Origin of the sequence: Methylobacterium sp. WL119 (genome assembly GCF_008039875.1) — a bacterium.
Lineage (GTDB): Bacteria > Pseudomonadota > Alphaproteobacteria > Rhizobiales > Beijerinckiaceae > Methylobacterium.
The window spans coordinates 18,890-31,668 of the sequence record NZ_VRUU01000059.1 but is presented as its reverse complement, the minus strand read 5'-3'; the positions used below and the strand labels follow the sequence as shown (position 1 = coordinate 31,668).

14 protein-coding genes and 1 riboswitch are annotated in these 12,779 nt (G+C 71.5%); of the genes, 4 read left to right on the top strand and 10 right to left on the bottom strand.

The window, feature by feature from the left end:
* Window positions 1–131: 131 nt before the first annotated feature.
* From FV227_RS19120 to FV227_RS30470, 3 genes are all read right to left on the bottom strand, one after another.
* Window positions 132–458 (bottom strand): restriction endonuclease, encoded by a 327-nt coding sequence (locus FV227_RS19120; RefSeq protein WP_187274875.1) that lies wholly within the window; start codon window positions 456–458, stop codon window positions 132–134.
* A gap of 109 nt (window positions 459–567) precedes the next feature.
* Window positions 568–1,179, bottom strand: a complete 612-nt coding sequence (locus FV227_RS19115; protein ID WP_348642527.1) for an alpha/beta hydrolase — start codon at window positions 1,177–1,179, stop codon at window positions 568–570.
* A gap of 27 nt (window positions 1,180–1,206) precedes the next feature.
* Window positions 1,207–1,401 (bottom strand): hypothetical protein, encoded by a 195-nt coding sequence (locus FV227_RS30470; protein WP_147727248.1) that lies wholly within the window; start codon window positions 1,399–1,401, stop codon window positions 1,207–1,209.
* 118 nt (window positions 1,402–1,519) lie between these two features.
* Window positions 1,520–1,628: riboswitch (TPP riboswitch) on the top strand.
* A 75-nt stretch (window positions 1,629–1,703) separates the two neighbouring features.
* Here FV227_RS30470 and thiC point away from each other — a divergent pair.
* Together thiC and FV227_RS19105 are read left to right on the top strand one after the other, a co-directional pair.
* Window positions 1,704–3,593, top strand: coding sequence for a phosphomethylpyrimidine synthase ThiC (thiC, locus tag FV227_RS19110; protein ID WP_147859689.1), 1,890 nt, complete (start codon window positions 1,704–1,706; stop codon window positions 3,591–3,593).
* Window positions 3,594–3,964: 371 nt separating this feature from the next.
* Window positions 3,965–4,255: a hypothetical protein gene (locus FV227_RS19105; protein ID WP_147727250.1), complete on the top strand. Its 291-nt coding sequence runs from the start codon at window positions 3,965–3,967 to the stop codon at window positions 4,253–4,255.
* A gap of 164 nt (window positions 4,256–4,419) precedes the next feature.
* Here FV227_RS19105 and flaF read toward each other — a convergent pair whose 3' ends face one another.
* The 3 genes from flaF to FV227_RS19090 all read right to left on the bottom strand — a co-directional run bounded on the left by flaF (window position 4,420) and on the right by FV227_RS19090 (window position 7,874).
* Window positions 4,420–4,782 carry a flagellar biosynthesis regulator FlaF gene (flaF, locus tag FV227_RS19100; protein WP_147727251.1) on the bottom strand — a complete coding sequence of 121 codons (363 nt, stop codon included), beginning with the start codon at window positions 4,780–4,782 and terminating at the stop codon, window positions 4,420–4,422.
* Window positions 4,783–4,979: 197 nt separating this feature from the next.
* Window positions 4,980–6,605, bottom strand: coding sequence for an ABC-F family ATP-binding cassette domain-containing protein (locus tag FV227_RS19095; protein WP_147859688.1), 1,626 nt, complete (start codon window positions 6,603–6,605; stop codon window positions 4,980–4,982).
* Between the two features lie 81 nt (window positions 6,606–6,686).
* Window positions 6,687–7,874, bottom strand: coding sequence for a patatin-like phospholipase family protein (locus tag FV227_RS19090; protein WP_147859687.1), 1,188 nt, complete (start codon window positions 7,872–7,874; stop codon window positions 6,687–6,689).
* A 417-nt stretch (window positions 7,875–8,291) separates the two neighbouring features.
* Here FV227_RS19090 and FV227_RS19085 point away from each other — a divergent pair, with 417 nt between their 5' ends.
* Entirely contained in the window at window positions 8,292–8,825 is a 534-nt protein-coding gene (locus tag FV227_RS19085; protein WP_147727254.1) for a GcrA family cell cycle regulator, read from the top strand.
* Between the two features lie 5 nt (window positions 8,826–8,830).
* Here FV227_RS19085 and FV227_RS19080 read toward each other — a convergent pair whose 3' ends face one another.
* Genes FV227_RS19080 through argJ form a run of 3 tightly spaced genes read right to left on the bottom strand, consistent with a single transcriptional unit; the run spans window position 8,831 to window position 11,207 of the window.
* The gene (locus FV227_RS19080; protein ID WP_147859686.1) at window positions 8,831–9,247 is read right to left on the bottom strand and encodes a (deoxy)nucleoside triphosphate pyrophosphohydrolase; all 417 of its coding nucleotides are present in this window, start codon (window positions 9,245–9,247) and stop codon (window positions 8,831–8,833) included.
* A complete protein-coding gene (locus FV227_RS19075; protein ID WP_147727256.1) occupies window positions 9,244–9,960 on the bottom strand; it encodes an SIMPL domain-containing protein in 717 nt (238 codons plus the stop codon). The genes FV227_RS19080 and FV227_RS19075 overlap by 4 nt, the downstream gene beginning before the upstream one ends.
* Window positions 9,957–11,207 carry a bifunctional glutamate N-acetyltransferase/amino-acid acetyltransferase ArgJ gene (gene argJ / locus FV227_RS19070; RefSeq protein ID WP_147842296.1) on the bottom strand — a complete coding sequence of 417 codons (1,251 nt, stop codon included), beginning with the start codon at window positions 11,205–11,207 and terminating at the stop codon, window positions 9,957–9,959. The genes FV227_RS19075 and argJ overlap by 4 nt, the downstream gene beginning before the upstream one ends.
* Before the next feature lie 247 nt (window positions 11,208–11,454).
* Between argJ and FV227_RS19065 the strand changes: the two genes are divergently transcribed.
* The gene (locus tag FV227_RS19065) at window positions 11,455–11,862 is read left to right on the top strand and encodes a histidine kinase (protein WP_243933909.1); all 408 of its coding nucleotides are present in this window, start codon (window positions 11,455–11,457) and stop codon (window positions 11,860–11,862) included.
* Window positions 11,863–11,869: 7 nt separating this feature from the next.
* On the opposite strand, the gene FV227_RS19060 is transcribed toward FV227_RS19065, so the two are convergent.
* A complete protein-coding gene (locus FV227_RS19060) occupies window positions 11,870–12,682 on the bottom strand; it encodes a CPBP family intramembrane glutamic endopeptidase (protein WP_243949194.1) in 813 nt (270 codons plus the stop codon).
* Window positions 12,683–12,779 lie beyond the last annotated feature (97 nt).

The window sequence follows — 12,779 nt, the reverse complement described above, 5'->3', positions numbered from 1 at the left end:
CGCCATTACCGCCTCCGCCCGGTCGCCCCGTCGGCGCAACCCTTGGGCGGGATGCGTAAAGGCCGCCTGAGCCCCGCAGCGCCATCGCGCGGCATGGCGAACGCGGGGTGAATCCGCTCCGGGGCCCGGCGTCAGCTCTTGCGCTTGGCCGAGCGACGGTCCCGCGTCATCCGCGTGGCAGCGTGGAAGTCGTCGGGCTTTGTCCGCACCCAGGCGATGAAGCGCGCGATCTCCGGCTCGGCTCGGAGCGCGCCGACGTCGGCGAGGCGCCGGGCGAGCTCGGCTTCGCTGTGCCGGGCATGGATCGCCGAGTGGCAGACCTGGTGCAGCCGCACGGTGGTGCCGTGGGTGCCGCCCTTCAGCTTCGGCACGAGGTGATGCAGGCTCGAGCGGGCGCGGGGCGGGATCGGGCGCTCGCAGAGCGGGCAGATCACCGGCTCGGGGCTGCGCGCCTGCATCTCTGGATCGTCCTCGCGCCAGCGCCGCTCGCGTCGCCCCACCGCCTCGCCTCCGTTCGCATCGGGTCCGACCGGCGATATGGGATTGCGGGAAAACCGCGGCGCGGCGTCAAGGCGTCGCTGCGGCGAGCGCCGGGCAGCCCGGCCGGACGCGGTCGCCGAACAGGGTTTCGGCCAGGCGATCGCGGGTTCCGAGCACCGAGACGTGGTCGCCGGCGACCGCCTCGAAGCGGGCGCTCGCGCCCGCCGCGGTGGCGAGGCGGCGCCCGAGCTTCACCGGCACGACGCCGTCCGCCGTGCCGTGGACGATCAGCACCGGCCCGCCGGCCCGCGCGATGCGCGCATCGGAGCGCCAGGTATCGCGCAGCAGGATGGTCGGCGCGTAGGGGAAGGCGAGGCGCACGATGCCGGGCAGCGAATCGAACGGCGCCTCGAGGTAGAGCCCGAGATGCGGCACCCGCTCCGCCACGGCGACCGCGACCGCGGCGCCGAGGGAATGACCGTGCAGCAGGATCGGCGCGCCGGGCGCCCGCCGCGCGGCCTCGGCGACGGCCGCGAGCCCGTCGGCGATCAGCCCCTCCTCCGTCGGCGTGCCGGTCGAGCCGGGATAGCCGCGATAGGCGATCGCCAGCACGCCCCATCCGGCGCCGGACCAGGGCGCGGCGGCGAAGCGCACGGCCGCGGGCTCGGGGCGCGAGCCGTTGCCGTGGAAGCTGACCACGACGCCGCAGCCGGCGCGCGGCGCCCGCTACAGGGCATGCAGGCGCTCGTCATCGGCGGTGACGAGCAAGATCGCTTCGGTGCCCGGCGGCACCGGCAGGCGTGCGCGCGGGCCGGCGATGAAGGCGCCCGGGTAGAGCAGGTTGCGCTGGAAGACGGCCAGCGCGGCGATGGGGCCGCCGAAGACGATGGCGGCCGCCGCCAGGACGAGCAGGATGCGCATGGGTCTCCGCCGGGTCTCGCGGGCGGACCCTAACCGTTCCGCGGCGACGCCGGCAGCCGTCCGTCCCGGCATGGTCTGCCGCACGCATTGACAAATTCCGGCGGCACGCGGAGATTCGAACCATTCCGAGGGGGGCCCCGCAACCGGGGGCTGAGAGTGGACGCGACGTCCTGACCCTTGAACCTGATCCGGCTCGTACCGGCGGAGGGACGGGAACCTGCGGCGCCGATCCCGGCGTCTGCCGCTTCATCGCATCTCCATCGACGCGTGCCGGGTCGCCCCAAAGCCGGGAGACCCACTCGATGAACGCGCCCGTCCTGTCCAAAGACGTCAAGGGAAGTCCCGAGACCGTGACCACGGGTCCGGTGACCGGCTCGCGCAAGGTCTACGCGAGCGTGGCCGGCCGGGAGGACATCCGGGTGCCGTTCCGCGAGATCGTGCTGACCGACCCGAACGAGCCGGCGGTGCGGGTCTACGACCCGTCCGGCCCCTACACCGAGACCGACGCCCGCATCGACCTCGCCAATGGCCTGCCGACCCTGCGCGACCCGTGGATCGCCAAGCGCGACTACGCCGCCGTGCAGCCGCGCATCGTGAAGCCCGAGGACAACGGCTTCGTGCCGGCCGACAAGCTGGTGGCCCCCTGCCCCGCCGAGCGGACGATCCGCAAGGCCGGACCGGGCCAGATGGTGACGCAGTACGAGTTCGCCCGCGCCGGGATCGTCACCGAGGAGATGATCTACGTCGCCCACCGCGAGAATCTGTGCCGCGAGCAGATGCTCGACCGGGCGCACGCGGCGCTCGCCGATGGCGAGAGCTTCGGCGCCTCGGTGCCGCCGTTCATCACGCCCGAGTTCGTGCGCGACGAGGTCGCCCGCGGCCGGGCGATCATCCCGGCCAACATCAACCACACCGAGCTGGAGCCGATGGCGATCGGCCGGAACTTCCTGGTGAAGATCAACGCCAACATCGGCAACTCGGCCGTCACCTCGTCGGCGGCGGAAGAGGTGGAGAAGCTGGTCTGGTCGATCCGCTGGGGCGCCGACACGGTGATGGACCTGTCGACCGGCCGCAACATCCACAACATCCGCTCGTGGATCATCCGCAACTCGCCGGTGCCGATCGGCACGGTGCCGATCTACCAGGCGCTCGAGAAGGTCGGCGGCGATCCGCTCAAGCTCGACTGGGAGGTGTTCAAGGACACGCTCATCGAACAGGCCGAGCAGGGCATCGACTACTTCACGATCCATGCCGGCGTCCGCCTCGCCCACGTGCCGCTCACCGCGCGGCGCGTTACCGGCATCGTGTCGCGCGGCGGCTCGATCATGGCGCGCTGGTGCTTGGCCGGGCACCGCGAATCGTTCCTCTACGAGCGCTTCGAGGAGATCTGCGACATCTGCCGCGCCTACGACGTCTCGTTCTCGCTCGGCGACGGCCTCCGCCCCGGCTCGATCGCCGACGCGAACGACGCGGCGCAGTTCGCCGAGCTCGAGACGCTGGGCGAGCTGACCAAGATCGCCTGGAACAAGGGCTGCCAGACGATGATCGAGGGGCCGGGCCACGTGCCGATGCACAAGGTCAAGGTCAACATGGAGAAGCAGCTCGCCGAGTGCGGCGAGGCGCCGTTCTACACCCTCGGCCCGCTGACCACCGACATCGCGCCGGGCTACGACCACATCACCTCCGGCATCGGCGCGGCGATGATCGGCTGGTTCGGCTGCGCGATGCTCTGCTACGTCACGCCCAAGGAGCATCTCGGGCTGCCCAACCGCGACGACGTGAAGACCGGCGTCATCACCTACAAGATCGCCGCCCACGCCGCGGATCTGGCCAAGGGCCACCCGGCGGCGCAGCTGCGCGACGACGCCCTGTCGAAGGCCCGCTTCGACTTCCGGTGGGAGGACCAGTTCAACCTCGGCCTCGACCCGGACACGGCGCGCGCCTACCACGACGAGACCCTGCCCAAGGACGCCCACAAGGTCGCGCATTTCTGCTCGATGTGCGGGCCGAAGTTCTGCTCGATGAAGATCACGCAGGACCTGCGCGCCGAGGTGCTGGCGATGGAGGCCGCCGGCGAGGTGCTCAACACAGCGCCGATCCTCACCAGCGCCGAGCGCGAGGCCGGGATGGCGGAGAAGTCGCGCGAGTTCCTGGCCGAGGGCGGCAAGCTCTACGTCGACGCCGCCGAGTGACGGCGCCACACTGGGACGCATGACCGAGCGCTCCGCCCCCGCCCGCCGACAGGCGCGCGGGGGCGGATCGCTTCCAAGGCCTCGCATCCGCTCGACCGGGCCCCGGGAACGCGGCGCATGCCGGGGCGAACCGTTAAAATTCGATCCGCGTCGTTGCCTGATTCTTCAGGATGATCCCGCTCAGTCGGGTACCGGGGCGAAGTCTTAAGATACGATTCACGCGCCGCACGGCTTCTGGTCTCATGCCGCAACGGGACCCGTAGAGGTGCGCGATGAGTACCTTCGAAGTGACACCCCCGACGCCGACGCCGACGCGCCTGAGCGCACCGCCCGTCGTCCAGCCTGCCAGACTCATTGAGGCGGCGGCTCCGGTGGCGCTCGATCCGGCCGTTCGCGTTGACATCGGCAGAAGCGATCGCAGCGGCGCTGCGGTCTCCGATGACGGACGGTCGCGCGGCGACGCCGCGTCGGATCGGACCAACGACGAGCGGCGCATCACCATCGACCGGGATACGAAGAGCGTCGTGTATCAGGTGCTCGATCCCGGCACCGGTGCGGTGCTGGTCCAGCTTCCGGACGTGTCGGTGCTGCGGTCGCGCGCCTACGCCGAGGCTCAGGCGGAGCGCAGGACGGCCGACAAGCCCGTCGATCGCGAGGCGTGAGCGGCGCCTCCGCCAGTCGTGACGCCGAGCGGAACGAAAGGGCCGGGGCTGTGCGCCTCGGCCCTTTTTTGCGTCGCCATGCCTGTCGAGACCGGGTCGCCGAAGCCGAGGCGACGGGACGCGCCGCGTCCCGTGCCCGGTCGCGTCCGCCGGTCCGGCGCGGCCTACGAGGAGCGCAGGCCGGCGGCGATCTGCTGGTTGATGTTGATCAGCGCCGAGAGCTTGTCGGCGCCCGGCTCGATCAGCGTGTCGATGATCCGCCGGAACACGAAGACCGAGAGCTGGCCGATGTTGTTCTTGATCGCGATCGGAAGCGGGCTCTCGGGCGCCGTCGCGGCGCCTGCCAGGAGCGTCCAGACCTTCTGATTGAAGTTCAGCGCCTTGTTCAGGTTGGCGGACTGGTTGGTCCAGTCGTCCTTGACCATCTGAAGCTGCTGGGCCGCCTTGATCAGCACGGCGGCTTCCGCCTCGCGCGGGCTGAGGACGCTGTTCGCGGTTCTCGTGTAGGCGTTGGCGGCGAAACTCATCGGTCTGACGCTCCACCCGCAGGCCGGCGGGCACGGGGTGGGGTTATGGCAGCGCGCGCCTTAACATAGGGTAAGCGCCGCGGACGAGAATTGCATCGGCCGCCCGAGCGATTGTTCAAGCACAGCGTCGGCCGGACGGCGCCGCAGCGGAACGATCGACTGTATTCGATCGTTCCTATCATGATCCCGCCTAAGGATCACGCAGCCCGCTTCTTGCCCTTCTTCTCGCGCCCCTGTCCCGGCGCGCTCTTGCCGGCGCGGGAGCGGTCGAGGACGAACTTCGCGTAGTCGTCCATGTCGCCGGGAAACGGCTTCACGGTGTTGTCAGCCGCGAGCCAGAGGCGGTCGGCCACGAGCTCCATCAGCGAGCGGTCGTGGGTGATGAGGATGACGGCGCCCTCGTAGTCGTTCAGCGCGTCGAGCAGCGCCCGGCGACTGTCGATGTCGAGGTGGTTGGTCGGCTCGTCGAGGATCAGCAGGTGTGGCGCCCGCATCGCCACGAGGTTCAGCAGCAGCCGCGCCCGCTCGCCGCCCGACAGCGCATCGACCGTGGTCTCCTGCTTCTCGTAGGCGAGGCCGAAGCTCGCGAGCTTGCCTCGGCGGGCCGACTCGCCGTCCTCGGGCCGCTCGCGGCGGATGATGGCCAGCGGCGTATCCTTCGGGTCCATCGCCTCGATCTGGTGCTGGTGGAACCAGCCGACCTGCACCCGCCCTTCGCGCGTCATCCGCCCCGAGCGGATGTCGAGCGCGCCGGCCGCCATCTTCGCGAAGGTCGACTTGCCGGCGCCGTTGACGCCGAGCAGGCCGATGCGATCGTCGATGTCGAGCGTCAGGTTCAGGCCGCGCAGGATCGCGGGATCGTCGCCGTAGCCGACCTCGACGTCGGTGAGGTGCATCAGCGGCGGCGCCAGCGGGCGCTTCGGCGACGGCAGATGGAACGGCGCGACGTGCTCCTCGATCGTGGTGGCGATCGGCTCGAGCTTGGCCAGGCGCTTGACCCGCGACTGCGCCTGCGCGGCCTTCGAGGCCTTGGCCTTGAAGCGGTCGATGAAGCTCTGCAGGTGGGCGCGCTCGGCGTCCTGCTTGGCCTTGGCCGAGAGCTGGAGCCTCGCCTTCTCGGCGCGGCGCCGCTCGAAGTCGTCGTAGCCGCCGGTGTAGAGCTCGAGCTGCCCGTTGGCGACGTGCAGGATCGCGTCGACGGAGTTGTTCAGCAGCTCGCGGTCGTGGCTGATGATCAGCGCCGAGTGCGGGTAGCGCTTGAGCCGCGCCTCGAGCCAGAGCGCGCCTTCGAGGTCGAGATAGTTCGTCGGCTCGTCGAGCAGCAGCATCTCGGGGGCGGCGAACAGGGCGGCGGCGAGCGCCACCCGCATCCGCCAGCCGCCGGAGAACTCCGACATCGGCCGCTCGAGGTCGGCCACCGAGAAGCCGAGGCCGGCCAGGATCTCGCCGGCGCGGGCGGGCGCCCGGTCGGCGTCGATCTCGATCAGCCGGCCGTAGATCTCGCCCATGCGCTCGGGCTCGGCGGTCTCCAGCTCGGCATAGAGGCCGTCGCGCTCGACGTCGGCCGCGAGGATCGTGTCGATCAGGCTGACCGGCGTCGCCGGGTGCTCCTGGTCGACCGAGCCGATGCGCGCCGTCTTCGGCAGGAACACCGTTCCGGAATCCGGCTGGAACGCACCGAGGATGATCTTGAACAGCGTCGACTTGCCGACGCCGTTGCGGCCGACGATGCCGACCTTGGCCCCCGGCGGGATCGCCACGCTGGCCTTCGTGAAGAAGCGCCGCCCCCACATGTTGAAGGTGAGGTCTTCGATCTGCAGCATGATGGGGGGTCACGGGCCGGGAGCGGGGGCGCTCCCCCACTCCCTACCGCACTGCAGCACGATGTGCGAGCGCGCCGAGGCCTACCGGGTCGCCGCGCTGGCGATCGCCTTGGTCAACGGCGCGGCCGGCACGGTGCTCTCCCAGAACCGCCCGGTCTTGGCGCGCTCGAAGCCGGCCACGTAGAGGTTGCGCATGTAGGTGGTGCTGAAGCCGTCCGGCGTCGTCAGCTTGGGGCCGTCCTCGGGAATGTAGGTGAGGTTGAAGCCGACGCCGTTCTCGCGGGCGAAGGCGTAGGTCGCCGCCAGCGTCTGGCGGCTGCGGGCGCGGCTCGCCGTGGTGAACGAGCGCCCGACGATCGCCAGGGTGTTGTTCTGCGCCACGTCGAACTCGGGCTCGAGGCGACCGTTGATGATGACGTAGATCCGGCCCTTCTGACCGGTCGCGAGGCGCTTGTCGCGCAGCAGCAGCGCCTGCGGCAGGGTGAAGACCGGCGTCACCACCGAGCCGTCGACGTGCAGCTCCTGGAAGGCGCGTCCCTCGGCCTGCACGTCGATGAGCTGGGGCGGGAACACCGCCGGGATGCTGGCCGAGGCGGTGAGCACGTCGCGGAACAGGTCGAGCGCGTTTGGCGCGCCGCTCGCGGCGATGGCGCCCATGTTCCAGATCGTGGCGCGCTGGCTGTCGAGGTTCGTCGTCACCACCAGCAGGCGGCGGCCCTTGGCGTGCTCGGCGGCGATGGCGGCGAGCAGGTCGGCGTTGACGTAGCGCCCGACGAGGTTGCGCAGGCGGCCGTCGCCGAACAGGCCGGAGCCGAACAGCACGTTCACGACGCTCGGGCTCTGCACCAGGGTGCTGGCGATGCCGCTGGTGTAGATGTCGGTGAGGTAGGAATCGTAGGACGAGCCGAGGAAGGCGAACGGCGCGATCAGCGACCCGGTGCTGACGCCGGAGACGAGCGAGAATTCCGGCCGCGTGCCCGAGGCCGACCAGCCGTTCAGCACGCCCGCGCCGTAGGCGCCGTCGCCGCCGCCGCCGGACAGGGCGAGGTAGCTGAAGCCCTGGCGCTTGTTCTGCGGCGTCGACGCCATCTCGGTGAAGGTCTCGACCGAGGCGTCCGAGAACACGCGGGCGCCGGGAATGCCCGGCACGCCCGCGACCGCCGCCTCGGCGGCGGTGTACGGGATCCTCGGCACCGAGGAGCAGGCGGCAAGCTGGGCCGCAACAGCGAGGGCGAGGCACCCGCGCAGCCAACCGTATCGACGCGACATCGTCAAAAAATCCCACGCCCGATCCGGGCCGTCACGGCATGCGAACGAGCTTGACCATACTAGCGTTCCGGCCGGGCGACCGCAACGCGGCCTTGCCGCCGGCGGTGATGCGGCCGGGTCACACCCGGCGCACGGGAACCGCGGTCGTCGCCGCCCGGACAATGGGCGGTGGACAGCCACGGCTCCGCTTCCGCCGGCCTTGCATCGGCGGAGAACGGTCCTGTAGGTTGCCCTCGTCGCCGGATGCCTCAGGGGGGGTATGGCGGCTATGACCAGCGGCGCGCACGACGGGCTTCGGACCGGCCTCGTCCCGACTTTCGGGACCAGCCGGTCAGCGGGGACAGGTCGCGCCCGATCCGCGCCTTGACTGCGGGGGACCGGGGCAGTCCGCGGGTCTAGATCGGGAGGGGCGAGACCATGGACACAATCTTGAGTTGGACGGACGAGCGCGTGACGCTGCTGCGTCAGCTGTGGGAAGACGGCCAGAGCGCGAGCAAGATCGCGGCGCAGCTCGGCGGCGTCACCCGCAACGCGGTGATCGGCAAGGTGCACCGGCTCGGCCTCTCGGGCCGCGTGATCAAGCCGGCCGAGGACGTCGCGGCCGCCCGGCGCAAGCCGGTGCAGGAGGTCGAGATCGAGACGGCGATCGCCGTGGTCGAGGCCGAGGCCCCCGAGCCGGTGGCGATCCTCGCGCACCGGCCCGCGCCGGACTTCCCGGTTCCGGCCGCCGCGCCCGAGCCGGTGGCGCTCTCCGCCTCGCAGCGCGTGACGATCATGGATCTGCGCGAATCGATGTGCCGCTGGCCCATCGGCGACCCGACCACGCCGGAATTCGGGTTCTGCGGCGCCCGCTCGATCACCGGGCTGCCCTATTGCACGCATCACGCCCAGATCGCCTACCAGCCGGCGGCCGAGCGCAAGCGCGACCGCCGCGTGGCCGGCTTCCGCTAAGGCTTTCAAGGGCCGAGCAGGTCGATCAGGTAGGGGATCAGCGGTTCGTCGGCCGGCGGCATCGCGAGCTCGCGCAGGTCGCGCGGGCGCACCCACTTGATCGCCTGGCCCTCGAGCGGGCGCGGCGTGCCGTTCCAGCGCCGGCAGACGTAGAGCGGCATCAGCAGGTGGAAGTCCGGATAGGCGTGGCTCGCGAAGGTGAGCGGCGCCAGGCACGGCTCCTCCACCCGGATTTCGATCTCCTCGGCCAGCTCGCGGATCAGCGTCGCCTCGGGGCGCTCGCCCGCCTCCACCTTGCCGCCGGGAAACTCCCACAGGCCCGCCAGCTGCTTGCCGGGCGGCCGCTCGCTGACGAGCACGCGGCCGTCGTGATCGACCAAGGCCACGGCGACCACGAGCAGCAGGCGCACCGGCGCCGTCATGGTTCCACCGCGAACGAGGCCGTCGCTTCGGCCTGACTCGCGATCAGCCCGGCCTCGATCGGCACACGCTTGGCGTCAAACCGCGATCCTGCGGAAAAGCGAAAGGCCTGCGCCGCATCCGGCAGCTGCCCATGGCCGACGGTGAGCTGGCAGAGGCCGCCGATCTTGGCGCCTGCCGCTTCCGCCAACGCCTGGGCCTGGGACCGCGCGTCGCGCGTCGCCTCCACCCGAAGGCGGTTCTCGACGGCCAGGGGATCCTTCAGCCCGAAGGTGATCGCATCGATCCTGTTCGCCCCCGTATCGAGAGCCTGTCGCAGCAGGTCGCCGAGGCGGCCCAGATCGGCGAGCTGCACGCTGACGCGGTTCGTCGCGCGGTAGCCGTCCGGCTGCTCCTGCCGCGTACCGTCCGGTCGCGTCACGGTCCGCGTCGCCGGTTCCAGCACGACGGCCGCGGTGCCGACGTCGCCCGTCGGCACGCCGAGTCGCCCGGCCAGCGCCACGACGCCGCCGACCGCCTGTGACGACGCATCGAGTGCCGCCGCGGCGTTGGACGCCTTGGCCTCGACGCCGATGACGACGGTCGCGAAGTCGGGTGCCTGAGTGGCTTGCGCGCGCCCGGTCACGGTGATCCGGCGCGCGCAGTCATCGTCGGCGCGAGCCGGCGACCCCAGGAGGCAGAAGCCGGAAGTCAGGGCGATCGCGAGGCGCCTCACGAGCGGTAATCCCCGTTGATCTCGATGTAGCCCTTGGTCAGGTCGCAGGTCCAGACCCGCGCCTTGCCCGTTCCGAGCCCGAGATCGACGCGGACGGTGACGTCGGATTCGCGCATCACGGCGCTCGCGGCATCCTCGCTGTAATCCGGGTCGCGGGCGCCGGCCACCGCCACGCGCACGTCGCCGAACCAGATCGCGAGGCGGTCGCGGTCGGCGGGCTCGCCGGCCTTGCCGACGGCCATCACCACGCGGCCCCAATTGGCGTCCTCGCCCGCGACCGCCGTCTTCACCAGCGGCGAGTTGGCGATCGACATCGCGATGCGATGGGCGGAGGCGTCGCTCTCGGCACCGCCGACCTCGACGGTGACGAACTTGCGGGCGCCCTCGCCGTCCTTGGCGACGAGCTGCGCCAGCTCGATCAGCAGGTCGTCCAGCGCCGCGCGGAAGCCCGCGAGCCGCGGGTCGGCGGCGTCCGCGACCGGCGCGGTCGCGGCCTTGCCGGTGGCGAACAGCATCAGCGTGTCGGAGGTCGAGGTGTCGCCGTCGACCGTCACGCAGTTGAAGCTCTTGCCCGTGCCCTCCGCCAGCATCGCCTGCAGCACCGGCTGCGGCAGCGCCGCGTCGGTGAAGACGAAGGCCAGCATCGTCGCCATGTCCGGCGCGATCATCCCGGCGCCCTTGGCGATGCCGTTGATCGTGACCGCGACCCCGTCGATCTCGGCGGTCCGCGTCGCGCATTTCGGGAAGGTGTCGGTGGTCATGATCGCGCGGGCGGCGGCCTCCCAGGCCTCGGCGCCCGGCACCGTGCGCCCGGCGCAATCGGCGAGCACGCCCTCGAACTTGGTAGCGTCCAGCGGCTCGCCGATGACGCCGGTGGAGGCGATGAACACCTCGGTCTCGGCGCAGCCGGCGGCGGCGGCCGCGATCCGTGCCGTGAGCGCGACCGCATCCCGGCCGCGCGATCCCGTGAACGCATTGGCGTTTCCGGAGTTCACGACCAGCACGCGCGCCGCGCCACCGGCGAGCGCCTCGCGGCACCAGTCGACCGGCGCCGACGGGCAGCGCGAGCGGGTGAACACGCCGGCGGCGGCGGTGCCGGCGTCGAGGCCGACATAGAGCACGTCGGTGCGGCCGGAATAGCGGATCCCGGCCTGCGCGGTGGCGAGGGCGACGCCGCGGATCGGGGGCAGCGCCGGCGTCGAGGCCGGCGCGAGGGGGGAGACGGGGGGCGATTTTGCGGACGACATCGAAACCATCTCCGTGCGCTCGCGGCGTCGCCCGCGACGCGGCCCTGTTGCCCCGCCGGCCCGGCCTCGGTCAACCGCCTGCCCGATCCCGGCGCATGCCTGCTTCCTGGGCGGGTGCGCTCAGAAATACGGCGCAAACGCGGCGTGGGGCTTGCGCGACCGCTGCTTCCCGGCCTAGCATGCTGCGATGCAACGCGAACGCCGAGTCGAACGCGGAATGCCGCAACCCACCAGCGGAACGACGCTCGTGAGCCCGACCCAGCCCGCAGGGGGCTGCTACGGGATCCAGGTTCTCGTCGCCGGCCGGCAGAAGCGCTGGCGTGACGAGGTCTCCAATCAGGTCCGCCGCGCGGGCTTCCAGGCGACGGCCTGCGACAGCGGCGTCGACGCCCTCACCGTCCTAGTCCTCGGCCTTCCGGTCGACGTGCTGGTCGCCGATGTCGGGCTCGAAGGCGCGCTCTGCTGCTCGCGGCTCGCGGTCGAGGCCCGCGCCCTGCGACCGGGCCTGCGCATCGTCCTGGCCAGCGATCTCTACGAGGAGATGTCGGGCGATGCCTCGCACCTCCTCCCCGACGCGATCCTGATCCCGCGCGACCTGCGCAACGGCTCCGTGGCGAGCACCGTGCGCGAAGCCCTGGCGAACCGGCCCGCCTGACGCGCCGTCACGGCCACAGCACGTAGGCGATCAGCGCGAGGTTGCTCCAGCCGTGGAGCGCGATGCACGGCCAGAGCCGGCCGGTGCGCCAGCGCAGCCAGCCCAGCATCAGCGCCAGCGGCGCCAGCGAGACCGGGCGGGCGAATCCCCAGGCCGAGACGTGCGCCATCGCGAACAGCAAAGCCGTGACGAGGATCGTCGCGGCCGGCGGCAGGAAGCGGCGGGCGGCGGCGAAGCCCTCCCCGCGCATCAGCATCTCCTCGGCGGCGGGCGCCAGCACCACGACGTAGCCGAGCCACGCCGCCACGGCGGCCGGGCTCAGCATCGGCGACAGGCGCACGCCGTTGCCGAAGGCCGCGCCGAACGCCTCCGCGGTGCCGGTGACCCAGGCGATGTGCACGGCCGGCCACAGCAGCAGGATCAGCAGCAGCGTGCGCGGCCGCATCCCGTTCGGCCGCTCGCGATCGAGGGCGAGCCGTCTGCGCCACCCGGTGCCGTCGCGGCGCAGGGCGACCGCGACGACGAGGCCGGCGAGGAAGACCTGCCGCAGCACGTCGACGGCGAGTTCGCGCCGGGCGAGCTCGGTGGCGCCGAGATAGGGCCGCCGCGCCGCGTCGAGGAACGGATCGATCCCGGCGAGCAGGTCGGCGCCGACCCGGACCGCGGCCAGCGACATCAGGCTCGCCGCCGCGAGGTAGAGCAGGAGCATCCCGGCCAGCACGACCAGGTTCACGCCGAGGCGGCCGGCCGCGACCCATCGCCGGTCCGGTTCGGACGGTGCGGCGGCTTCGATGGGCGGGACACCATGATCGGGCTTCAAAACCGCGGCGATCCCCACTATGTTCTTCTCACCGGTCGAAAGGCCGGAACGGCGACGAACGGTCTTCGCGACGCGCCGGTCACTTCGAACCTATCGG